This is a genomic window from Pseudogemmobacter sp. TB195 (assembly GCF_058313095.1).
Window position 1 is genome coordinate 351,794 of sequence record NZ_JBZEGG010000001.1, and the last position, 21,583, is coordinate 373,376.

Below are 21,583 nucleotides of genomic sequence, written 5' to 3' on the forward strand. Positions count from 1 at the left end.
AGGGATTACTGCGCGATCAGCGGGCAGCCACCCTCGGCCAGCGGCCGAAAAGCGGTCTCACCAGGCATGACTTCGATGATCTTGTAATAGTCGTAAGGCGCGGTCGATTCCGCCGGGGTCTTCACTTCGACAAGCAGCATATCATGCAGCACGCGACCATCTTCGCGCAGCGAGGTCTTGCCGAACAGCGGATCCTCAAACTCGCCCCGCTCGCGCATCGCGCGCACCACAGCCGCGCCATCTTCGGGCGAGCCGACCACGGCGACCGCCTCAAGATAGGCGAGCGTCGCCGAATAGGCGCCGGCCTGGTTCATCGTCGGCTTGCGCCCGTTGTTCAGGTCGGCAAAGCGCTCGCCGAAGGCGCGGGTCTCGTCATTGCGGTCCCAGTAGAAGCCGGTGGTCAGCAAGAGGCCCTGCGCGGTTTCAAGCCCGGTCGAATGGATGTCCGACAGGAACATCAGCATCCCGGCGAATGTCTGGCCACCGCCCACCATGCCGAATTCCGCCGCCTGTTTCAGCGTATTGCTGGCATCACCGCCGGTATTGGCCAGCGCGATCACATCAGCACCGCTGCTTTGAGCCTGCAACAGGTAGGATGTGAAATCCGCCGCATTGGTCGGGTGCCGCACCGTGCCCTTCACCTCGCCACCCGAGGCCAGCACGACCTCTGACGCGTCCCGCTCCAGCGAATGGCCAAGCGCGAAATCGACCGTCAGAAAGTACCAGTTCTTTTTGCCAAGCCCTGTCACCGCCTTGGCCGTACCATGCGCCAGTGCCCAGGTGTCATAGGTCCAGTGCACCGAATTTGGGCTGCAGGCCTTGCCGGTCAGATCAGAGGTGCCCGACGCCGTCAGCAGCGCCACCTTATTGGCCTCTTGCGCGAGCGGCGCCAGCGCCAGCGAAATTGCACTGGTCGGCAGGTCAACAAGCGCATCGACCCCGTCGGAATCGAACCATTTTCGCGCGATTCCTGCCGAGATATCGGGCTTGTTCTGCGCATCCGCCGAAACGATACGGATATCGAATTTCGCAGCCTCGGGGCGTTTTTCGAAATCTTCTACCGCCATACGGGTGGCGATCACCGCCCCTTCGCCGCCGATATCGGAGAAGATGCCGCTCATATCGGCCAGAACGCCGATCGTCACATCGGTCTTGTCCCCGGCCAGAGCCGCCGCAGGAATCCAGGCCGATGCGAGCAATGCGCACAGACCCCGGGTCAGGTTCGCCTTCATAAGCTCCTCCCAAAGCTTGATGGGTCGCGATTCTGTGCCGGGGAGTTTCGCCCGGCGCCTCGCCAGAAATTCATATACATGGACATTATGTCTCTGTACATGAATTATTTCAGAGCGCGGCGAATATCCTGCTATGGCAGTCACGCGAAGGGCAGATTAAGCTTCCAGCTTCCCGTTCAGACGATGATGGGCGCTGGCGTTCACTTGCGGGGAGGGATCATGCTGGTCAAACAAGCGGTAAATGTTCTGGAATTGCTGGAGTTTTTTGCAGAGCGGCGGCGACCCGCCACCATGGCCGAGATCGCCGCAGAGCTGCAATGGCCGCGTTCCAGCACCTTTAATCTGATCGGGACGCTGGCAGAAAAAGGCTATCTTTTTGAACCCGTCGCGCGCGGAGGCTATTATCCCAGCCCGCGCTGGATGCTGGCGGTCCAGGCTTTCAACGATGCCGCGCCCTTGCCGCAGCGCCTGTTGCAGGCGGTGACCGAAATCCGCGATCAGACCGGCGAGACCACCTGTGTTGCCGCGCCCTCGGGCGTCTGTGCGATCATGCTCCATGTGCTCGAGTCACCGCAGCCAGTGCGCTATTACGCGGCGACCGGCAGCCGGGTGCCGATCCAGGCCAGCTCGGTCGGGCGCGCATTGCTGGCCGGATTTACACCCACCGAGCGCGAGGCGCTTTACCGGCGGATCGCGTTTTCGCCCAGCCCCGCGACCGCGCCGCAAGATGGCGCGGCGGTCGAGGCAGCCCTGAGCGCCGCCACGGCGCGCGGCTATCACCAGAGCGATTCAGAATATGTGCCCGACCTTGCCGGGGTCGCGATGCCGGTCATTCTGGATGACTGGCGGCTTTCACTGGTGGTGGCCGGGCCACGTTCGCGATGTCTGGAACGGCGCGCCGAAATTGCGGAGACAATCCGCACCGTCCTGCAACGTCACGAGATGTAGCAGGCGGTTCAGAGATCATCGAGGCCTGGCCAGAACGGCCCGGCCTCTTTCGGGCGCGGGCCAAAGATCGCCTGACCAACCCGAACCACATCGGCCCCCTCTTCGATCGCGATTTCGAAATCGCTGGTCATCCCCATGGAAAGACGCGAGATTTCCGGGTGCCTGATCTGGGCCTCATCGCGCAACCGGCGCAAAAGCGCAAAGCAGTGTCTGACGCGCACCGGATCGGGGCTGAGAATAGCGAGGGTCATAAGCCCCTGCGGTTTCAGGCGCGCAAAACCATCCAGCTGGCCGAGAAATTCGTGGAGCCTGTCGGGGCTGAGGCCATATTTGCTCTCCTCGCCCGAGGTATTAACCTGGATAAAGACGTCCAGATCGCGGCCCTCGGCCTCCAGCCGCCGGTTCAGCTCTGCCGCAAGGCGCAGGCTGTCCAGTGCATGAAACTCGGAGGCAAACCTCACAAGATACTTCACCTTATTGGTCTGGAGATGGCCGATAATGCTCCAGCGGATCGCCAGATCGGACAAAGCCGCCTGTTTCTCGCGCGCCTCCTGCAGCTTGTTCTCCCCGAAATCGCGGATCCCGGCGGCCCAGGCCAGGCGCAGAATATGCGCGGGCAGGGTTTTGGTGACCGGCAAAAGCCGCACGTCGCGCCTGTCCCGCCCGGAACGCGCGCAGGCGGCCGCGATCCGGGCCTCTGTATCTGCGAGACCTTGCGCAAATCTCTGCTGCGGATCGGGGCCGAAACGGTCAATATCGGCCGCGCTCAGGTCAGAGCGAGGCAGGGGCAGCGGGGCAATGGTCGTGGGCATGGGCATATCTCGCAAAGCGGGGGCCGCCCATTCTGGCCCGGAAGCGGCGGTGCGGACCCCACCAATTCCGGACAGATCAGCCGACCAATTCAGGCGCCGTCGCGATCACCCGACAGGCCATTCAGAATGGCGGCCAGCCTGCGCACACCACTTTCCAGCTCCGTGGGGGTGAAGGCGGCAAACCCCAGCAAAAATCCCGGCCTCGGCCGCGCAGTCGCATGCAGACCAGTCAGGCCTGTGAGGCCAAGCCCGGCCTTTGCGGCAGCATCGATCACCTGCGCCTCTGACAGCGCACAGGTCAGGAGGCAGGGCATCTGCAGCCCGCCTGCCGGCACCCGGGCCTCGACCAGACCCGCCAGATGTGTCTCGACCAGCCGCGCCAGGATTCGCAGCCTTTCCGCATAGATCGCGCGCATCAGCCGGATATGCGCGCCGAAATGACCGCCCTGCATGAACCGCGCCAGCACCAGCTGCGGGATCGAGGCGGGGTGACCATCCTGCTGCGTCCGCGCCAGCGTGAACGGCTGCACCAGATCGGGCGGCAGGATCAGATAGCCAAGCCGCAGCCCGGGAAACAGCGATTTGGTGAAAGTGCCGATATAAATGGTGCGCCCGTGCGGATCGAGCCCCTGCACGCAGGCCGTCGGCCGGCCTGTGTAGTGGAATTCGCTGTCATAATCATCTTCGATGATCCAGCCGCGATGCTCGGCGGCCCAGCCGATCAGCGCAAGCCGGCGCTCCAGCGACAGGGTCGCGCCGGTCGGAAACTGGTGCGAAGGGGTCAATGACACCGCCCGCGCCCGGTCCGGCGCATCAAGCATGCGGTCGACAAGGATCCCCTGATCATCAAGCGGCACCGGCACCGGCACGGCCCCCGCCGCCGCAAAAGCCTGCCGCGCGCCGTGATAGCCGGGGTCTTCGACGAAAATCCGATCGCCCGGATCAAGCAGCAGATTGGCCGTCAGTGCCATCGCCTGTTGCGAGCTGGTAAGGATCAGCACCCGATCCGCCGTTGCCCGCGCCCCGCGTTCCAGATTGACATGGTCGGCAATCGCCTGACGCAGCGGCTCTGCCCCCTGTGGGTCGGTCATGATCAGGGCGCTGGAGCCATGATCGCGCAGCACCTGGCGCTCCAGCCGTTCCCAGATCCGGATCGGAAAATTGCGCGTCTCGGGCAAACCCTGCTGAAAAATCCGCCCCGGCGGGCCGGTATGGGTTCCGCCATTGGCCACAATCGCGGCGCCCCTTGCACTGAGCCCGCCCCGCGCAGTGACCTCGCCCGAAGCCGGCGCCCCCTGGCCTGTGACGCGGCGCGAGGCCGGACGCAGATCGCGGATCGCCGCCACGAAACTGCCGCTGCCGACGCGGCGGCGGATGAAACCTTCGGCATGGAGCTGGTTGTAAGCGGCCTCGACCGTGTCGCGGGACACCCCGAGCGACGCCGCCAGCCCCCGCGTCGCCGGCAGCGGTTTTTCTGCCGCCAGCGCGCCGTCGAGGATCAGCTGTCGGATCGCCCGCTGGATCCGGCCATGCAGCGGCAAACCCGCCTGATCGGGGTGGAGGAGCCAGGCCTTGACGGTTTCAAGCTGGGAATGGCGGAACAATTGGTCTGCTCCTCTGGCGCATCCCGGTACCGGTATCCTGCCAGTAATGCCGCCTGATTGCGAGGCCCGGATGCCGGACTGTAGCGTTTCTGGTCAAATTGGCCTGAGTTAAATGCAAAAATTGGCAGGATCTGGCAGGCCACTCTCCGGGTAAGCCCTGAGGCAATTGACCGTCATCCGGAAGCTCCCCATGTCTGCGCCCATCCCTGCCCAAACAGCCACAATCGGCGCCCGGGACCTTCTGCATCCGGTCATCGCCGGCCTGATCTCGGTCATCGTCAATTACGGCGGCACCTTTATCCTGGTGTTCCAGGCGGCGCGCATGGCCGGGCTCGATCTCGCACAGACCGCCTCCTGGGTCTGGTCGGTTTCGGTGGGGGTAGGCGTGACCGGCCTCGTCCTCAGCTGGCGCTGCCGCGCGCCCGTCATAACCGCCTGGTCAACACCCGGAGCCGCCTTCCTCGTCACCGCATTGGCAGGTGTCAGCTATCCCGAAGCCATCGGCGCCTATATGCTCTCGGCCCTCGGCTTCGTGATCCTGGGCGTCTCGGGTTGTTTCGACCGCCTGATCCGCCTGATCCCCCCTGCCATCGCCGCAGCCTTGCTGGCCGGGATCCTGCTGCAATTCGGGATTGATGCTTTCGGAGGTGCCAGCGCCGACCCGGCCCTGGTGGGCGTGCTGGTTGGCAGCTATCTGATCCTCAAACGCTTTACCGCGCGCTATGCGATTGTGGGGATCCTCACCATCGGCCTCGCCTGGCTGTTGCTGCGTGGCGAGGTCGGGTTCTCCGGCCTGCGATTCGAGCTGGCCATGCCGCTTTTCACCGCCCCCGTCTTTACACTGAACGCGGCGCTCAGTATCGCGCTGCCTTTGTTCCTGATCACGCTGACCGGGCAATATATGCCGGGGATGCTGGTCCTCAGAAATGATGGCTATACGACCAGCGCCAACCCGATTGTGACCACGACCGGCCTTGGCTCGCTGGTGATGGCGCCCTTCGGCTCGCATGCCTTCAATGTCGCGGCTATCACGGCGGCCATCGTGACCGGGCCAGAGGCACATGTGGATCCTTCAAAGCGCTGGATCGGCGGTATCGCAGCCGGGCTGTTCTACACGCTGACAGGCGTTTTCGGCCTGGCGCTGGTGGGGGTGTTCATGGCTCTTCCGGCGGCTTTCATCACCACGCTCGCAGGGCTTGCGCTTCTCGGCACCATCGGCAGCAGTCTTGCCACCGCGATGGCAGAGCCGAGGCTTCGCGAAGTGGCGCTGATCACCTTTCTCGCCTCGGCCGCAAATATCCGGATGCTGGGGATCGGCGGCTCGTTCTGGGGCCTGGTGATCGGGCTGATCGCCTGGGCGGTGCTGACGAGGCGGGACCGGAAGCCCGGATGATCTGATACCCCGTCATCCGGGCGGCAACCGCCCCTCAGGTGGCCCGACGCAGGATTTCATCCGGCGTGATCGCCTGATCCGGCACCTCTTCGGCCTTGTCAGGCAGCACAGGCGCGCTGGTCTCGATCACCTCGGCCTCTTCGGGGTCCGGCAGACTGACAAATTCCGGCACCGGCGCCGGGCGTGTCGCCGCAAACAAAAGCGGCGCGAGGCCGGCACTGGTCGCGGGGCGGCTGCCCTGGATGCCATCGGGCTCTCGCCAGGACAGGGTGTCGAAACCGCTGCACGAAGCACAGATCGGCACCCATTGCGTATGGACGGTGCCGCATTTGTCGCAGACCCATTCCGGCCCGCGCGACGCCGCAAGGGCGCGGGCAAGCACCCCGCGCACCTCTTCATCCGGGGCGCCCATGCCGCGTTCGGCCGCCGCCAGGATCGCAAGCGAACGCTGCGTCGGATGATCCACCGGGATGGCTGCAAGCGCCGCTTTCGCGCCCCGGAAATCCTCGGCGGCCAGCAAAAGCTCTGCCTCGGTCAGCCGGCTTTCCTCGTGATCGGGGCGCGATGCCAGAAAAGCGCGGAAACGTTTCAGCCGCTGCTCCGCCGTCTCGGAGGGCTCAATGGCCGCGAAAGCCGCCGCCAGATCGGGATGAGGCTGTGCCTCCCAGGCCTTTTTCAGAACCCGGGTCGCGCTTTTGCTGTCGCCCTTCGCCACCAGCGCCCGCGCCGCGATCACCGCCGCCGGGATCAGGTCGGGCGAGAGCTTGTTGGCCTCGATCGCCGCCTCGCGCGCCTCGATCGTCGACCCCTCATCCAGCACCGTTTTCGCCTCTTGCAGCGCCAGCAGCGCATCGCGACGCCGATAGACCGAGCGCGGCAATTCTCCCGAGCGCAGCTTTTGCGACAGCGTCCCGCGCGCGCCGGCCCAGTCGCCCCCTTCTGCCTGAAGTTTCAGCAAAACGTCCTGGGTCTCGGAATGTTTCGGCTTCAGGGCCAGCGCCTGTTCCGCAAGTTTCAGCGCGGTCGCGGTATCGCCTGATGCCAGCTTCTGCCGCATCAGCCCGCGCACCGCGACAAACCGCGTCTGTTCATCGCCCAATAGCGCCTTCCAGGCCTCGGTCGCGGCGCGGCCATCCCCGGCGGCCTCGGCAGCCTGGGCGGTCAGAAGCCGCGTGAGTTCCGGCTTTTGCAGCAGGCGTTCGGCTGTACGGGCACGAGCCAGCGCGGTATTCGGCTCGCCCGAGGCCAGGGCGATCAGCCCGTCTGACAACGCGGCATAGCCGCGACGCTCGCGGTTGCGGTCGAAGTAGCGGCTGATCGCGGTCTCGTCGCCGTTGAGAAACCGCAGCACGGCGAACAAAAGCCCGACCAGTTTCAGCCCGAGCCAGACCAGCACCACCGCCAGCAGCAGCACAACCAGCGCTGCGAGCGGGTTCAGCGTGAACTCCTGATCAAAAGCCCAGAGCCGCACCGTCCCGCCCTGTTCGGACATGCCGCCGGCGACCACCGCCAGCAGGGTCACCAGACCAAGAAACACCGCAATTTTGACCAGCGACCAGAGCATGATGCCCTCCTTACGGCTTCAGCGCGGCAAGCGCCGCTTCGGCATCAATGCGCGCCTGGGCCTGCAAAACCCAAGGCTCCATCGCCACCTGCCCCTCGGGGGGAAGGCCCTTCAACTCCGTCAGCGCCGCCGGCAGATCTCCGGCGCCAACCGCCGCCTCGGCGCGCGACAGCACCGCATCGGGGTCGGTTCCCTGCTGCGGCGTCAGCGAGCGCTGGCCGGTGGTGACGCGCAAAAGCGAAAGCGCGCGGTCGCCGAAACCACCCGCCTCATCAGCACGCAGCGAAATATCCAGCGCTTCGCGCGCCGCCTCGGGGAAGCTCGCGGCAAGCTGTTGCACGCCCGGCAGGCCCTCCGCCGCATGGGCGGCAAGCGCCTGCGGCACCTCTGTCGTGCCAAGCGCGGTCAGTGCATCGGCATAGGGCTGGCCGTTTTTCACCGCCTCATTCAGCGTGATCCAGGCCGCATCCCGCAGCGCCGCCTGGCGCGTGGCCTCTGCCGCGCGCTCGGCCTCGGCCGCGACCTCGGTGGCGCGGGCATCCAGTTCGGCGGTGATCTGCTGTCGCAGGGCATCGGCATCCATCTGACCGCCGGGCTGACCGGCAGCCGCATTTTTCAGCGCATCAACCTCGGCTTTCAGCGCAGCAAAGGCAGCGGGCGGGATGGTACCGTCCGGCAGAGCTTCGGCCTGAGCCCGCACCTGCGCGTCAAGCCCGTCAATCCGCCCGGCCAGCGCGGAAACCTGTTCGCCAACCGACCGGGCCGCGCTGTCGGCTGCCGCCGCCGCATCGCTTGCCCCCTTGCTCGCGCCCGCAGCGGTCTGGCCCTCTTCGGTCAGTCGCGTCCCGAGCTGCGCAATCTCGTCCCTGATCCCTTCGGCATCGAGATCGGCCCTCAGGCCAAATACGTTGAAATGCGACAGGCCAAACCCCAGGGCCGCAGCGACAACGCCACCCAGAAAAGGCGCAACAAAACCGCCCCTTCGTGCTGGCGGCGCGCGATGAATACCCGTAGTCGCATCATCAACGGGCGCAGATTCCGCGACGGGTTCAACGGCAGCCACAGCTTCCGCCGGTGCCGCCTCCTTCGCATCTGGCGAAATGGCTGCGGTGGCTTCGCCCGTCACCCGAGCCGGATCTTCTTCCACTGCCATTCAGGGTCACTCCGTCAGACGCATTCCGATATGCCTGCAAGGTAAGCCCCAAGGCCCCCTCTGTTCAACCCGCCGTCAGCCTGCAAGCGGCGGAAAGCAGCGGGCAATCGCCGCAAGCATCGACGGCCCGTCCGGCCGCGCCGCGACCAGCGCCAGATCGGCCAGCGCCTCTGGCAGAATCAGCCGCGCATTCTCGCTGATGACCACCGGCTGCAGATGCGACAAAGGCAGCCCTTCAGCCGCCTCAAGAAAAAGCCGCGCCGAACGCGGCGAAAACAGCGGCAGGATCAGAGGCTCGCCCGACGCAATCGCGGCCCGCGCGGGAATGGTCAGCGGACAGGCGCGCTGACGGTAGACTACCAGTGATGTGACCTTGCGCCCGAAAGGCATAAGGGCCGCCCCAAGATCTGCCGCCCGGTCCTCGCCATGCAGGTATAACAGCCGGTCCTCCTGCCGCGAGATGATCAGCCGGACAAGATCCCCGGCATCGCCACCCGCCGAAACAGTCTCTAAGCCTGCGCTTTTTGCCACTCCCGCCGTGCGATCCCCGACGCAGATGGCACAGGGCGGCAAATGCGCACCCTCTGCCTGCAAACGTATAGCGGCAAGCGCGCCCGCCTCTGATGTCAGGACCAGCGCCTGGAAATCCCCGTCCGGAAAGGCCGGCGCAACAAACTCCGGCAGCATCAGAGGCGAAGCCACCACACGCGCCCGATCCCCGAAGCTGGCCACAAGTTCGGCGGTGAAGCGGCTGGCCTGAGGCTCCGGTCGGGTGTTGAGGATGATCTGGGACGGCATACGCCGGGGCCTCTCCGCGCTGGCTGGATTGTCTTCCGGCATTGTCTGATGCCGGGGCGGATGCTACCTGCAGGAAGGGTCGCGCCACAAGCCGCGCCGCCCGGGAATGCCAGGCGCCATGACGGAAACGACGATCTTTCTCGGGATTGAATCAAGCTGCGATGATACGGCGGCCGCGGTCGTGCGTCGCCATGCCACAGGCGAGGCCGAAATCCTGTCTTCCGTGGTCGAGGGTCAGACAACATTGCATGCGCCCTTTGGCGGCGTGGTTCCTGAAATCGCCGCCCGCGCCCATGCAGAACGGCTGGACTACGCGGTTGAGGCCGCCTTGCGCGAGGCGGGCCTCGGGCTGCGTGACCTTGACGGAATCGCGGTCACGGCGGGGCCCGGCCTGATTGGCGGGCTTTTATCGGGGCTGATGCTGGCAAAGGGCCTCGCCGCGGCAACCGGCGTGCCGCTGGTCGCAGTGAACCACCTCGCCGGCCATGCGCTGACGCCACGGCTGACCGATGGCATCGCCTATCCCTATCTCATGCTGCTCGTCTCGGGCGGGCATTGCCAGTTCCTTGCGGTCGAAGGGCCGGAAGATTTCCGCCGCCTTGGCTCCACCATTGATGATGCCCCAGGCGAAGCTTTTGACAAGATCGCGAAACTCCTCGGCCTGCCGCAGCCAGGCGGGCCGCATGTTGAACGCGAAGCCGCCCTAGGCAATGCGAAACGGTTCCGTTTTCCGCGCCCGCTGCTGGATCGACCGGGCTGCGATCTGTCTTTCTCGGGGCTGAAAACCGCTGTTCTGCGCGCGCGCGATGCGATCATCGCAGAGAAAGGCGGGCTGATGCTGCAAGACCGCCGCGATCTTTGCGCCGGGTTTCAGGAGGCCGTGGCCTCGGTTCTGGCCGAAAAGACCCGCCGCGCGCTGGAGCTTTTTCCCGCAACTGTGCTGGCCGTGGCGGGTGGCGTCGCGGCAAATCATGCCATTCGGGCAAGGTTAGAGACTGTTTGTGACGCCGCCGGCGCAGGTTTCCTCGCGCCTCCTTTGCGGCTTTGTACCGATAATGGCGCGATGATCGCCTGGGCCGGGATCGAGCGTTTCCTCTCTGGCGCGGAAGACAGATCGGCCCTCGTCGCCCGCTCGCGCTGGCCGCTGGATGAAAGCGCCGCGCCGATGCTGGGATCCGGGAAACGGGGGGCGAAGGCATGATCGGAATAGCAGGCGCCGGGGCTTTCGGAGCGGCCCTTGCGGTCACACTGGCCAAAGACGGGCGCGAAGTTCGGCTCTGGGCCCGCGATGGCGGGGACCGCGCGCGGATGCGCGCGCGGCGCGAGGCGGATAAGCTGCCGGGGATCGCGCTGCCGGAAGGCATCCTGATCCAGGACGGGCTGGCGGAACTGGCAAGATGCGAGGCGGTTCTTCTGGCCATGCCGATGCAGGCGATGCGCGGTTTTCTTGCCGAGGCGCCGGAACTTCTGAACACCGATCTCGTCGCCTGTTCCAAGGGCATTGACCTGACCACACTGCAAGGCCCTGCAGAAGTGATGGCGGCGGCGGGGGCGAGCAGGGCGAAAGCCGTGCTGACCGGCCCGAGCTTTGCCGCTGATATCGCGCGGGGCCTGCCGACGGCACTGACCCTTGCCTGTGATTGCCCGCGCGCCCAGGCTTTGCAATATCTGCTGTCGACCCAGACCTTGCGGCTTTATCGCAGCGATGATGTGACCGGCGCGCAGCTGGGCGGCGCGCTGAAAAACGTGATCGCGATTGCGGCCGGCGTGGTGATCGGTGCGGGTTTTGGCGATTCCGCCCGCGCCGCGCTGATCACGCGGGGCTATGCCGAGATGAGCCGGCTTGCGGTCGCCCTTGGCGCGCGCGCCGAGACGCTGGCCGGCCTCTCGGGTCTGGGCGATCTGATCCTGACCTGCACCTCGGAACAGTCGCGGAATTTCTCGCATGGGCTGGCGCTTGGTCAGGGCCGCGAGGCGGCGAAGGCCACCGTCGAGGGGGTTGCGACCGCTCAGGCGGCCACGCGGCTCGCAGGTGAAAAGAAGATCGACATGCCGGTGACCACCATGGTCGCGCGGCTGGTCGCAGGCGAAACCAATCTGGGAGAAGCGGTCAGGGACCTGATGTCGCGCCCGCTGAAACAGGAGTGAGACATGCGCGCAGCCCTGATCTGCATCGATAAGCCGGGCCATCTCGAGACCCGCAAGGCCAATCGTGACGCCCATCTGGCCTATATCGCCGAGACCGGTATCGTCGAGATGGCCGGTCCGTTTCTGGACAGCGATGGCGCGATGATCGGGAGCCTGGTGATCCTGACCGTTGACAGCCTTGACCAGGCCCGCGCCTGGGCTGCGGCAGACCCTTACGCGCAGGCCGGATTGTTCCAGGATGTGACCATCCGCGAATGGAAAAAGGTGATCGGATGAATTACTGGCTTTTCAAATCCGAACCCGACACCTGGTCCTGGGATGCCCAGGTTGCCAAAGGTGACGTGGGCGAGGAATGGAACGGCGTGCGGAACTACCAGGCGCGCAACAATATGCGGGCGATGAAGATCGGCGATCGCGGCTTTTTCTACCATTCGAATATCGGCAAGGAAGTGGTGGGCATTGTCGAGGTCTGCCGCGAAAGCGCGCCCGACAGCACCACCGAAGATCCCCGCTGGGACTGTGTCTGGATCAGGGCGATCAAACCGCTGAAACGCCATATCACACTGGATGAGGCCAAGGTGACCCCGGGTCTGGAACAGATGATTCTGGTGAACAATACGCGGCTTTCAGTTCAGCCGGTCAGCCCCCAGGAATGGGAAATCATCTGCCTTATGGGTGGGGTTGAGCCGTAAGAGATCCGGAGGGCCCCGCACCCCTGCAGGACCCTCCTTCCACCCCACATGCACCCCGCACGTGTTGAAATTAAGGTCCCGGGCTTCTGCCGCCGACAGGGTTACAGTGACAGAAAAGGGCGCTCCGGACAAATCCGAAGCGCCCTTCATTTATCGCAAATCCAACGGTTCAGTGGGTCACGCGCGGATTGGGCAGGAAGATCGCGACAACGCCGATCAAAGGCAGGAAGGCGCAGATCTTGTAGACGGTAATGATGCCATATTCATCGGCCAGCACGCCAAGCGCCGCCGCCCCGATGGCCGCGATGCCAAAGGCCAGCCCGAACAGAAGACCAGCGACCATGCCGGTGTTTTGCGGCATCAGATCCTGGGCATAGACCACCATTGCCGGGAAAGCCGAGGCCAGCATCAGACCCACCACCGAGGCCACGATTACATTCGGGATCAGCGGCAGCCAGGGCAATATGATGGTCAGCGGCAGAATGCCGAAGATCGACCAGAGAATCACCTTCCGCCGCCCGATCTTGTCGCCGATCGGGCCACCGATGATCGTCCCTGCCGCCACGGCAGAGAGGAAGATGAAGAGGCAGACCTGGGCCTGTTCAGCCGGAATGGCAAACTGCTTCATCAGGTAGAAGGTGTAGTAGCTGGAGAAACTGACCGAATAGATGAATTTCGACATCATCAGCAGGATCAGCAGGAACATGCCGCGACGCACCACCTCGGGCGGCAGCGGCACCACGGTCTTCAGCCGCGTCTTGCGAGCAACCAGCCGGCCGGCGCCCACCTGAGTATACCAGCGCCCGACCGCCCCCAGCAGCAGCATACCGGCCAGCGCGACCCCCGCGAAAAGCTGGATCGACAACTGCCCCTGGGCCATGACGACAAAGGCCGCCGCCAGGGGCCCGAGCGCCGTGCCGGCATTTCCGCCGACCTGGAACAGGCTTTGCGCAAAACCGGGCCGCATCCCCGCCGCCAGCCGCGCGATGCGCGAGCTCTCAGGATGGAAGATAGCCGAGCCCAGCCCAACCAGCGCGACCGACCACAGGATCATCGCGAAACTGGTGGCATGGGCGAGCGCGATCAGCCCGACCCCGGTCGAAAGCATCCCGAGCGACAGCGCATAGGGCATCGGCCGCCTGTCGGTGTAATAGCCGACCAGCGGTTGCAAGATCGAACCAACCCCCTGAAAAACAAGGGTAATCAACCCGATCTGGGTAAAGCTCAGCGAGAATTTCTCCTCGAAGAGCGGGAAGGAAGCCGGGATAAGGCTTTGCATCAGGTCATTGAGAAGATGACCCATAGAGACGGCGAGCACGATCGGAACCACAGTGGTTTCCACGGTTGTGCTGCTTTGGACATTGGTGGACATGACGACCTGCGCGAAAACAGAAAGCCGCGTCACCATGACGCGGCTTTAAGAGAATGACAATCTGTCGGATTGATCCGGTTACAATCCGGATCGGATCCGAACCGGCGTGATCAGGCGTAAGCGCCGTCTTTGCCGAAATGTTTAACAAGCAGATAATAGAACACGGCGCGGTATTTGTTGCGCTCGGATTTACCATAGGTCTCGATCGCGGCATTGATGCCTTCATCCAGCGCCGCGCTGTCGGCAAGGCCCAGCTTCTTGATCAGGAAGCTGGCTTTCACCCGGGCCAGCTCTTCCGGGTCCGAGGCCGCAACGGTCGAGGAATCCGCGTTGTAGATCGTCGGACCGCAGCCGATGGTGACCCTGGTAAGAAGGTCCAGATCCGGCGTCACGCCGCATTTGTTCTTCAGATCGTCGGCGTATTTGGCGATCAGTTCGTCCCGCTTGCCCATAGCTGTCCTCGCTATTTTCCCAGAAACCCCCCCGAAATGCGGGGTCGCGGTCGAGTTTATGCGGTCAGCCTCAAACGGCAATGGGAAAAAATGACGCCCCGCCTCAGAAAGAGACGGGGCGCGCGCGCATGTCACAAGGTGTGAGCGATCAGTAGCGGTAGTGTTCTGCCTTGTAGGGCCCGTCGACATTCACGCCGATATAGGCGGCCTGGTCGGGCTTCAGCTCGGTCAGTTTGACGCCGATTTTCTTCAGGTGCAGACGGGCCACTTTCTCATCCAGCGCTTTCGGCAGGATATAGACCCCGGGCTGATACTCTTCGCCCCTGGTCCACAGCTCGATCTGCGCCAGCGTCTGGTTGGTGAAGGAAGCCGACATCACGAAGGACGGGTGACCGGTCGCATTGCCGAGGTTCAGGAGACGGCCTTCCGACAGGAGGATGATCCGGGCGCCCGAGGGCATCTCGATCATGTCCACCTGGTCCTTGATATTGGTCCATTTGTGGTTCTTCAGCGCGGCAACCTGAATCTCATTGTCGAAATGGCCGATATTGCCGACAATCGCCATGTCTTTCATGGCGTGCATGTGTTCCAGCCGGATCACGTCCTTGTTGCCGGTGGTGGTGATGAAGATGTCGGCGCTTGCCACCACATCTTCCAGAAGCACCACTTCGAACCCGTCCATTGCCGCCTGAAGCGCACAGATCGGATCGACCTCGGTAACCTTCACCCGCGCGCCCGCGCCCAGCAGCGAAGCGGCCGAGCCTTTGCCCACATCGCCATAGCCGCACACGACCGCAACCTTGCCGGCCATCATCGTGTCGGTGGCGCGGCGGATGCCATCAACCAGCGATTCCTTGCAGCCATATTTGTTGTCGAACTTGGACTTGGTGACCGAGTCGTTGACGTTGATCGCCGGGAAGGGCAGCTGGCCCTTCTTGTGCAGATCATAGAGGCGGTGGACGCCGGTGGTGGTCTCTTCCGAAACACCCTTGATCGCGGCCCTGGTTTTCGCGAACCAGCCGGGGCTTGCCTTCATCCGCTTCTGGATCTGCAGCTTGATGACTTCTTCTTCCTCGGATTGCGGCACCGCGAGCACATCCTCGCCCGCTTCCATCCGCGCGCCGAGAAGGACATAGAGCGTAGCATCGCCACCATCGTCGAGGATCATATTCGCGCCCTCTGCAAACATGAACGAGCGGTCCAGGTAATCCCAATGCTCGGTCAGGGTCTGGCCCTTGACGGCAAACACCGGAACGCCTGCGGCAGCGATCGCGGCGGCGGCGTGATCCTGGGTCGAGAAGATGTTGCACGAAGCCCAACGCACATCGGCACCGAGGGCCGTCAGCGTTTCGATCAGCACCGCCGTCTGGATGGTCATGTGCAGCGAGCCGACGATGCGCGCGCCTTTCAGCGGCTGCGACGGGCCGAATTCCTCACGGCAGGACATCAGGCCCGGCATTTCTGTCTCTGCGATAACCAGTTCCTTGCGACCGAAATCCGCGAGGCCGATATCCTTGACGATATAATCCGTTGCCATACTTCTCTCCTGAACCTGACCGCTGAACCTTCTCGGCGCCCCCTTACCATCGGCAATGGAAACGGGCAATAAGATGGTTCCGGCACGACCCGGGACCAGCCGGAATGCCCGTTTCCGGATCGGTTTCCGCCGTGCCCCGACAGAATTCCGGGCAGGGCCCGGGCGGGAGGCCGTGAATGGCAGCGAAACAGGCACGTGCCTGGCAAAGAATGCTCTCGGGGCGCCGGCTCGACCTGCTGGACCCGACTCCGATGGATATCGAGATTGCCGATATCGCCCATGGCCTTGCCTTTGTGGCGCGCTGGAACGGGCAGACGCGCGGCGACTGGCCCTATTCGGTCGCCGAACATTCACTGCTGGTCGAGGCGATCTTTTCACGCGCCAATCCCGGCATCGCGCCGCGCTGGCAGCTGGCGGCGCTGCTGCATGACGCGCCTGAATATGTGATCGGTGACATGATCAGCCCGGTGAAGGCGGCCGTCGGGCCGGGTTATGGCGAGCTCGACACAAGGCTGACAGCGGCGGTCCATCTGAAATTCGGCCTGCCTTCGATGCTGCCGGCGGCAATCAAGAAACAGATCAAGCTGGCCGACAATGTTTCGGCCTGGCTGGAAGCGGTGCAGATCGCGGGCTTTTCCGAGACCGAGGCCAACCGGTTCTTCGGCCGCCCCGATCCGGCGCTGGCGCGCGGCCTTGAAATCGTCCTGCGCCCGCCTGCCGAAGTCCGGCGTGACTTCGTCAGCCGCCATGACGCGCTTTTGAAACTGGCAGGTCAGTGAGATCCCGCCGGGCAAGAAGACGATCAGATAAGGAACTCGGCCAGAGCCTCATCATCGGTGATGTCGCGATAGGCAAAGCCGGCCGCATCCATTCGCGCCGTGAACGCATCGAAATCGCCATGCACTTTGGTTTCGATCCCGATCAGGATCGAGCCGAAATTCCGCGCCGATTTCTTCATATATTCAAACCGGGTCACGTCATCATCCGGGCCCAGCATCGACAGAAACTCGCGCAAGGCGCCAGGGCGCTGCGGCATTCTCAGGATGAAATACTTCTTCAGCCCGGCATAGCGCTGCGCGCGTTCCTTGACCTCCGGCAGACGCTCAAAGTCGAAATTGCTGCCCGAAGTGACACAGACCACCGTCTTGCCACGGATCTGACCGGCAAGTTCCGGCAGCACATCGATCGAAAGCGCCCCGGCGGGTTCCAGAACGATCCCCTCGACATTCAGCATCTCGAGCATGGTGATACAGACCCGGTCTTCGGGCGCCAGCAGCACCTGATCGGGTCTGACATGTTTCAGCCGCTCCCAGGTCATCTGACCCAGTCTGGCCACCGCCGCGCCATCGACAAAGCTGTTCACCTTTGCGAGCTTTTGCGGCCCGCCAAGGCGCACCGCCTCGGCCAGACAGGCGCCGCCCATGGGTTCGACATAGCGGAAATCGGTCTGCGGCGAGACCGCATGCAGATAGGTCGTCACCCCCGCGGCAAGCCCGCCGCCACCGACCGGCACAACGACAAGGTCCGGCATCCGGCCTAGCTGTTCCAGCATCTCGACGCCGACACTGGCCTGGCCCTCGATCACATCCGGATCGTCGAAAGGCGCCAGAAAATGCGCGCCGCGCTCAAGGCAAAAGGCCTGCGCCGCCGCGAGCGTCTGATCGAAATAATCGCCGGTCAGCACGATCTCGACATTCGGCCCGCCAAAAATCCGCGTCTTGTCGATCTTTTGCTGCGGTGTCGTCACCGGCATGAAGATGATGCCGTTCACCCCGAAATGCCGGCAGGCAAAGGCCATGCCCTGGGCGTGATTGCCGGCACTCGCGCAGACGAAATTCATCTGATCCGGCTGCGCCACCCGCATCTTGCGCATCGCATTGAAGGCGCCCCGCAGCTTGTAGCTGCGCACCGGCGTCAGATCCTCGCGTTTCAGCCAGATATCGGCCTCATACCGCGACGAGAGATGCTCGTTGCGCTGAAGTGGCGTTTCGGGGAACAGCTGGCGCAACTCACGCGTGGCGGCTCTTGCGGCTTGGGCAAAATCGGTCATGGCAGAGCCATGCCTCAAGGCGCGAAGTTGCGCAAGATCCGTCCCGCGCCGAAAAGCCGGGTTACAAAGGCCAGGTGGCCCCCCGGATGACGCGGCCTCGCTTGCCCTTCCCCAGGTTTCCCGCTAATCGCGGGCGAAACCGGATATGGAGCCCGTCCCATGAAAAAGCCCAGCAAAGTCGTGCTTGCCTATTCGGGCGGCCTCGACACTTCGATCATCCTCAAATGGCTGCAAACCGAATATGGCTGCGAAGTGGTGACCTTCACCGCCGATCTCGGCCAGGGCGAAGAGCTGGAACCAGCGCGCCAGAAAGCGCTGCTGCTGGGGATCAAAGAGGAAAATATCCACATCCTCGACCTGCGCGAGGAATTCGTGCGTGATTTCGTCTTCCCGATGTTCCGCGCCAATGCGGTCTATGAGGGGCTTTACCTGCTTGGCACCTCGATCGCGCGCCCGCTGATCGCGAAGCACCTCGTCGAGATCGCTCAGGCCACCGGCGCCGATGCCGTGGCGCATGGCGCAACCGGCAAGGGCAATGACCAGGTCCGGTTCGAGCTGGGCGTTGCAGCGCTTGATCCGTCGATCCTGGTGATCGCGCCCTGGCGGGAATGGGATCTCTCCTCCCGCACCAAACTGCTGGAATTCGCCGAGGCGAACCAGATTCCGGTCGCGAAAAACAAGCGTGGTGAGGCCCCCTTCTCGGTTGACGCGAACCTGCTGCATACCTCGTCCGAGGGCACCGTGCTGGAAGACCCGGCAATTGAAGCACCCGACTATGTCGCCTCGCGCATTGTCGCGGTGGAAGACGCCCCGAACACTCCGGAATTTATCGAAATCACCTTCGAAAAGGGCGATCCGGTTGCGCTGAATGGCGAGGCGCTGTCGCCGGCCACCATGCTCACCCGGTTGAACGAACTGGGCGGCAAGCACGGCATCGGGTTGCTCGATTTCGTCGAAAACCGTTTCGTCGGCATGAAGTCGCGCGGCGTTTACGAGACCCCCGGCGGCACCATCCTGCTCGAAGCCCATCGCGGTATCGAACAGATCACGCTCGACAGCGGCGCGGGTCACCTCAAGGACTCGATCATGCCGCGCTATGCCGAGCTGATCTATAACGGCTTCTGGTTCTCGCCGGAACGCGAGGCGCTGCAGGCCCTGATCGATAAGACCCAGGAGCATGTCTCTGGCACCGTAAAGCTGAAGCTTTACAAAGGCGTCGCGCGCACTGTCGCCCGCTGGTCGGATCACACGCTTTATTCCGAGAAGCACGTCACTTTCGAAGAAGATGCCGGTGCTTACGATCAGAAAGACGCGGCGGGCTTTATCCGTCTGAACGCGCTGCGGTTGCGGCTGATCGCTACCCGCAACGCGCGCGTCGCGAAAAAAGGCTGAATGCCGGTTTCAGTGCGGGACCGGTAAGGCCCCGCACTGACTGCAGTTTTTGGGTCGGGCCAGAGGTTCTTGCCCCACCTTAGGTCCTTACCCCACCTTACAGGCCGCCATCACCGCCATATTCAGGATGTCATTGACGGTGGAAGAGGTCGAACAGATCTGGATCGGCTTGTTCACGCCCGACAGGATCGGCCCGATCACCGTGGCGCCTGCCATTTCCTGCATCAGCTTGACCGAGATCGAGGCCGAATGCCGCGCCGGCACCACGAGAATATTCGCGGGCCCGGTCAGCCGACAGAACGGATAGGCCGCCATCTGATCTGTGTTCAGCGCGACATCGACGGTCATCTCGCCATCATATTCGAAATCGACACCGCGCCGGTCCAGCACATCGACAGCCCGATGCATTTTGGTCGCGCGCTCTGACACCGGATAGCCAAAGGTCGAGAAGCTGACGAATGCCACGCGCGGCTCGACCCCCATCGAGCGCGCCACGCCGGCGGCGCGGGTCGCGATGGTCGCCAGATCCTCTTCATCGGGCCATTCATGCACCAGGGTATCGGTGATGAAGACGATCCGCCCCTTATGCAGCAGCGCTGTCACCCCCACCGCGCCATCGACGGCTTTCGCGTCGAACACATTGTTGATCAGCGACAACACATGCGCTGATTTGCGGGTCGCCCCCGTCACCAGCCCGTCACCATGCCCATGTGCTAGCATCAGGGATGCAAACACATGCCGGTCACGTGCCGCGATGCGGTGAATATCCTGGCGATCATGACCCTGACGTTGCAGGCGTTTGTAAAGAAAGTCCTTATAGTGATCGAGATGGCGCGAATTGGCGGCATTCACCACCTCAAGCTCGCGCACCGCGTCGCCCAGACCGGCAGTCTCCAGCTTTTCGCGCACATCCGCCTCGCGGCCCACGACCAGCGATTTCCCCAGACCAGACCGCTGCCAGGCCACCGCCGCGCGCAGGACACGCGGGTCATCGCCTTCGGCAAAGATCATCCGGGCCTGGGCCTGGCGCGCCCTTGCATGCAGGCCCTGCAGAATGGTCGCCGTCGGATCCATTCGCGCCTTCAGGCTTGCCTCATAGGATTTCATATCGATGATCGGGCGGCGCGCGACACCTGTATCCATCCCGGCCTTGGCCACAGCAGGCGGCACGACATAGATCAGACGCGGGTCAAACGGCGTCGGAATGATGTAATCTCGCCCGAAGGAAAGCTTGCGCCCATAGGCCATCGCGACCTCGTCAGGCACATCTTCGCGGGCGAGCCTGGCCAGCGCCTGGGCGCAGGCGATCTTCATCTCGTCATTGATCGCCCGGGCGTGGATATCCAGCGCACCCCGGAAGAGATAGGGGAAACCGAGCACATTATTGACCTGGTTCGGATAATCCGAGCGCCCGGTCGCCACGATCGCATCGGCGCGCACCGCATGGGCCTCTTCCGGCGTGATTTCGGGATCGGGATTCGCCATGGCGAAAATCACCGGGTTCTCCGCCATCGAGGCGACCATCTCGGGCGTCACCGCACCCTTGGCCGAAACGCCCAGGAACACATCCGCGCCGATCATCGCCTCTTCAAGGCTGCGCGCATCGGTCTTTACCGCATGGGCCGATTTCCATTGGTTCATACCCTCGGTACGGCCCTGGTAAATCACGCCCTTGGTGTCGCACATGATGCAATTCTCATGCCGCGCGCCCATGGATTTCAACAGTTCCAGACAGGCGATCCCGGCGGCCCCTGCCCCGTTCAGAACGATCTTCACGTCCTGGATCATCTTGCCCGAGATCTCCAGCGCGTTGATCAGCCCCGCCGCGCAGATCACCGCTGTGCCATGCTGGTCATCATGGAAGACCGGGATATCGCAGATCTCCTTCAGACGCTGTTCGATGATAAAGCATTCCGGCGCCTTGATATCTTCAAGGTTGATGCCGCCAAAGGTCGGTGACATCAGCTTGACCGCCCTGATGATGTCATCCGCGTCTTCGGTATCAAGCTCGATATCGATCGCATTCACATCTGCAAAGCGTTTGAAAAGAACCGCCTTTCCCTCCATCACCGGCTTCGAGGCCAGCGCGCCAAGGTTCCCCATCCCCAGAATCGCCGTCCCGTTCGAGATAACGGCGACCATATTCCCTTTGACCGTGTAATCATAAGCCGTCTCGGGCCGGTCGGCGATGGCCTGGACCGGTACCGCAACCCCGGGCGAATAGGCCAGCGACAGATCACGCTGCGTCGCCATTGGCTTCGACGCAGTGATCTCGTATTTCCCCGGACGCGGCTCGAAATGATAAGCGAGGGCTTCTTCGGGCGTGGTTCTGGAACGGGTCATTTGCGGGCCATGGTGCGAATTAAAGTTACTTTGCACATGCCTTGTCACGCATGAAATGAAAAGCCCGGATGACGGCCTTTTCGTCACGCCTTC

Annotated in this window: 19 protein-coding genes; 8 read left to right on the forward strand and 11 right to left on the reverse strand. The window is 63.5% G+C overall.

The window, feature by feature from the left end:
- Positions 1-5 precede the first annotated feature (5 nt).
- Positions 6-1,232, reverse strand: a complete 1,227-nt coding sequence (locus AC4FS3_RS01695; RefSeq protein ID WP_491019092.1) for an ABC transporter substrate-binding protein — start codon at positions 1,230-1,232, stop codon at positions 6-8.
- 219 nt (positions 1,233-1,451) lie between these two features.
- Here AC4FS3_RS01695 and AC4FS3_RS01700 point away from each other — a divergent pair, with 219 nt between their 5' ends.
- The gene (locus AC4FS3_RS01700) at positions 1,452-2,180 is read left to right on the forward strand and encodes an IclR family transcriptional regulator (RefSeq protein WP_491019093.1); all 729 of its coding nucleotides are present in this window, start codon (positions 1,452-1,454) and stop codon (positions 2,178-2,180) included.
- 8 nt (positions 2,181-2,188) lie between these two features.
- On the opposite strand, the gene AC4FS3_RS01705 is transcribed toward AC4FS3_RS01700, so the two are convergent.
- Together AC4FS3_RS01705 and pdxR are read right to left on the reverse strand one after the other, a co-directional pair.
- On the reverse strand, positions 2,189-2,992 hold the full coding sequence (locus AC4FS3_RS01705) for a YggS family pyridoxal phosphate-dependent enzyme (RefSeq protein ID WP_491019094.1): 804 nt from the start codon (positions 2,990-2,992) through the stop codon (positions 2,189-2,191).
- A gap of 89 nt (positions 2,993-3,081) precedes the next feature.
- Positions 3,082-4,596: a MocR-like pyridoxine biosynthesis transcription factor PdxR gene (gene pdxR, locus AC4FS3_RS01710; RefSeq protein WP_491019095.1), complete on the reverse strand. Its 1,515-nt coding sequence runs from the start codon at positions 4,594-4,596 to the stop codon at positions 3,082-3,084.
- A 190-nt stretch (positions 4,597-4,786) separates the two neighbouring features.
- Between pdxR and AC4FS3_RS01715 the strand changes: the two genes are divergently transcribed.
- Positions 4,787-5,989 (forward strand): benzoate/H(+) symporter BenE family transporter, encoded by a 1,203-nt coding sequence (locus AC4FS3_RS01715; RefSeq protein ID WP_491019096.1) that lies wholly within the window; start codon positions 4,787-4,789, stop codon positions 5,987-5,989.
- 34 nt (positions 5,990-6,023) lie between these two features.
- On the opposite strand, the gene AC4FS3_RS01720 is transcribed toward AC4FS3_RS01715, so the two are convergent.
- The 3 genes from AC4FS3_RS01720 to AC4FS3_RS01730 form a co-directional block, all read right to left on the reverse strand.
- Positions 6,024-7,553 (reverse strand): heme biosynthesis protein HemY, encoded by a 1,530-nt coding sequence (locus AC4FS3_RS01720; protein ID WP_491019097.1) that lies wholly within the window; start codon positions 7,551-7,553, stop codon positions 6,024-6,026.
- A 10-nt stretch (positions 7,554-7,563) separates the two neighbouring features.
- Positions 7,564-8,706: a COG4223 family protein gene (locus tag AC4FS3_RS01725; RefSeq protein ID WP_491019098.1), complete on the reverse strand. Its 1,143-nt coding sequence runs from the start codon at positions 8,704-8,706 to the stop codon at positions 7,564-7,566.
- Positions 8,707-8,781: 75 nt separating this feature from the next.
- Positions 8,782-9,504 carry a uroporphyrinogen-III synthase gene (locus AC4FS3_RS01730; RefSeq protein ID WP_491019099.1) on the reverse strand — a complete coding sequence of 241 codons (723 nt, stop codon included), beginning with the start codon at positions 9,502-9,504 and terminating at the stop codon, positions 8,782-8,784.
- Between the two features lie 118 nt (positions 9,505-9,622).
- Between AC4FS3_RS01730 and tsaD the strand changes: the two genes are divergently transcribed.
- Genes tsaD through AC4FS3_RS01750 form a run of 4 tightly spaced genes read left to right on the forward strand, consistent with a single transcriptional unit; the run spans position 9,623 to position 12,344 of the window.
- Entirely contained in the window at positions 9,623-10,705 is a 1,083-nt protein-coding gene (gene tsaD, locus AC4FS3_RS01735) for a tRNA (adenosine(37)-N6)-threonylcarbamoyltransferase complex transferase subunit TsaD (protein ID WP_491019100.1), read from the forward strand.
- Positions 10,702-11,652 carry an NAD(P)H-dependent glycerol-3-phosphate dehydrogenase gene (locus tag AC4FS3_RS01740; protein ID WP_491019101.1) on the forward strand — a complete coding sequence of 317 codons (951 nt, stop codon included), beginning with the start codon at positions 10,702-10,704 and terminating at the stop codon, positions 11,650-11,652. Before tsaD ends, AC4FS3_RS01740 begins: the two co-directional genes overlap by 4 nt.
- A 3-nt stretch (positions 11,653-11,655) precedes the next feature.
- On the forward strand, positions 11,656-11,928 hold the full coding sequence (locus tag AC4FS3_RS01745) for a YciI family protein (RefSeq protein ID WP_491019102.1): 273 nt from the start codon (positions 11,656-11,658) through the stop codon (positions 11,926-11,928).
- On the forward strand, positions 11,925-12,344 hold the full coding sequence (locus AC4FS3_RS01750) for an EVE domain-containing protein (protein WP_491019103.1): 420 nt from the start codon (positions 11,925-11,927) through the stop codon (positions 12,342-12,344). Before AC4FS3_RS01745 ends, AC4FS3_RS01750 begins: the two co-directional genes overlap by 4 nt.
- Before the next feature lie 169 nt (positions 12,345-12,513).
- On the opposite strand, the gene AC4FS3_RS01755 is transcribed toward AC4FS3_RS01750, so the two are convergent.
- The 3 genes from AC4FS3_RS01755 to ahcY form a co-directional block, all read right to left on the reverse strand.
- Positions 12,514-13,716, reverse strand: coding sequence for an MFS transporter (locus AC4FS3_RS01755; protein WP_491019104.1), 1,203 nt, complete (start codon positions 13,714-13,716; stop codon positions 12,514-12,516).
- Positions 13,717-13,826: 110 nt separating this feature from the next.
- The gene (locus AC4FS3_RS01760) at positions 13,827-14,168 is read right to left on the reverse strand and encodes a DUF2853 family protein (protein ID WP_491019105.1); all 342 of its coding nucleotides are present in this window, start codon (positions 14,166-14,168) and stop codon (positions 13,827-13,829) included.
- A gap of 148 nt (positions 14,169-14,316) precedes the next feature.
- On the reverse strand, positions 14,317-15,705 hold the full coding sequence (gene ahcY, locus AC4FS3_RS01765; protein WP_491019106.1) for an adenosylhomocysteinase: 1,389 nt from the start codon (positions 15,703-15,705) through the stop codon (positions 14,317-14,319).
- Between the two features lie 176 nt (positions 15,706-15,881).
- On the opposite strand from ahcY, the gene AC4FS3_RS01770 reads away from it, so the two are divergent.
- On the forward strand, positions 15,882-16,484 hold the full coding sequence (locus tag AC4FS3_RS01770) for an HD domain-containing protein (RefSeq protein ID WP_283176582.1): 603 nt from the start codon (positions 15,882-15,884) through the stop codon (positions 16,482-16,484).
- Between the two features lie 23 nt (positions 16,485-16,507).
- Here the strand turns inward: AC4FS3_RS01770 and ilvA are convergent, their stop codons facing one another.
- The gene (gene ilvA, locus AC4FS3_RS01775; RefSeq protein ID WP_491019107.1) at positions 16,508-17,755 is read right to left on the reverse strand and encodes a threonine ammonia-lyase IlvA; all 1,248 of its coding nucleotides are present in this window, start codon (positions 17,753-17,755) and stop codon (positions 16,508-16,510) included.
- A 159-nt stretch (positions 17,756-17,914) separates the two neighbouring features.
- Between ilvA and AC4FS3_RS01780 the strand changes: the two genes are divergently transcribed.
- Entirely contained in the window at positions 17,915-19,147 is a 1,233-nt protein-coding gene (locus tag AC4FS3_RS01780; RefSeq protein ID WP_491019108.1) for an argininosuccinate synthase, read from the forward strand.
- Between the two features lie 87 nt (positions 19,148-19,234).
- On the opposite strand, the gene AC4FS3_RS01785 is transcribed toward AC4FS3_RS01780, so the two are convergent.
- The gene (locus AC4FS3_RS01785) at positions 19,235-21,490 is read right to left on the reverse strand and encodes an NADP-dependent malic enzyme (protein ID WP_491019109.1); all 2,256 of its coding nucleotides are present in this window, start codon (positions 21,488-21,490) and stop codon (positions 19,235-19,237) included.
- Between the last annotated feature and the right edge of the window lie 93 nt (positions 21,491-21,583).

Bases quoted from the DNA above. Each gene is read 5' to 3' on its own strand.
- AC4FS3_RS01750 (WP_491019103.1), top strand. From the start codon at position 11,925: ATGAATTACTGGCTTTTCAAATCCGAACCCGACACCTGGTCCTGGGAT.
- AC4FS3_RS01780 (WP_491019108.1), top strand. From the start codon at position 17,915: ATGAAAAAGCCCAGCAAAGTCGTGCTTGCCTATTCGGGCGGCCTCGAC.
- AC4FS3_RS01770 (WP_283176582.1), top strand. From the start codon at position 15,882: ATGGCAGCGAAACAGGCACGTGCCTGGCAAAGAATGCTCTCGGGGCGC.
- AC4FS3_RS01705 (WP_491019094.1), bottom strand. From the start codon at position 2,992: ATGCCCACGACCATTGCCCCGCTGCCCCTGCCTCGCTCTGACCTGAGC.
- AC4FS3_RS01700 (WP_491019093.1), top strand. From the start codon at position 1,452: ATGCTGGTCAAACAAGCGGTAAATGTTCTGGAATTGCTGGAGTTTTTT.
- tsaD (WP_491019100.1), top strand. From the start codon at position 9,623: ATGACGGAAACGACGATCTTTCTCGGGATTGAATCAAGCTGCGATGAT.
- AC4FS3_RS01785 (WP_491019109.1), bottom strand. From the start codon at position 21,490: ATGACCCGTTCCAGAACCACGCCCGAAGAAGCCCTCGCTTATCATTTC.
- AC4FS3_RS01730 (WP_491019099.1), bottom strand. From the start codon at position 9,504: ATGCCGTCCCAGATCATCCTCAACACCCGACCGGAGCCTCAGGCCAGC.
- AC4FS3_RS01745 (WP_491019102.1), top strand. From the start codon at position 11,656: ATGCGCGCAGCCCTGATCTGCATCGATAAGCCGGGCCATCTCGAGACC.
- ilvA (WP_491019107.1), bottom strand. From the start codon at position 17,755: ATGACCGATTTTGCCCAAGCCGCAAGAGCCGCCACGCGTGAGTTGCGC.
- AC4FS3_RS01760 (WP_491019105.1), bottom strand. From the start codon at position 14,168: ATGGGCAAGCGGGACGAACTGATCGCCAAATACGCCGACGATCTGAAG.
- AC4FS3_RS01755 (WP_491019104.1), bottom strand. From the start codon at position 13,716: ATGTCCACCAATGTCCAAAGCAGCACAACCGTGGAAACCACTGTGGTT.
- AC4FS3_RS01695 (WP_491019092.1), bottom strand. From the start codon at position 1,232: ATGAAGGCGAACCTGACCCGGGGTCTGTGCGCATTGCTCGCATCGGCC.
- AC4FS3_RS01720 (WP_491019097.1), bottom strand. From the start codon at position 7,553: ATGCTCTGGTCGCTGGTCAAAATTGCGGTGTTTCTTGGTCTGGTGACC.
- AC4FS3_RS01740 (WP_491019101.1), top strand. From the start codon at position 10,702: ATGATCGGAATAGCAGGCGCCGGGGCTTTCGGAGCGGCCCTTGCGGTC.
- AC4FS3_RS01715 (WP_491019096.1), top strand. From the start codon at position 4,787: ATGTCTGCGCCCATCCCTGCCCAAACAGCCACAATCGGCGCCCGGGAC.
- ahcY (WP_491019106.1), bottom strand. From the start codon at position 15,705: ATGGCAACGGATTATATCGTCAAGGATATCGGCCTCGCGGATTTCGGT.
- AC4FS3_RS01725 (WP_491019098.1), bottom strand. From the start codon at position 8,706: ATGGCAGTGGAAGAAGATCCGGCTCGGGTGACGGGCGAAGCCACCGCA.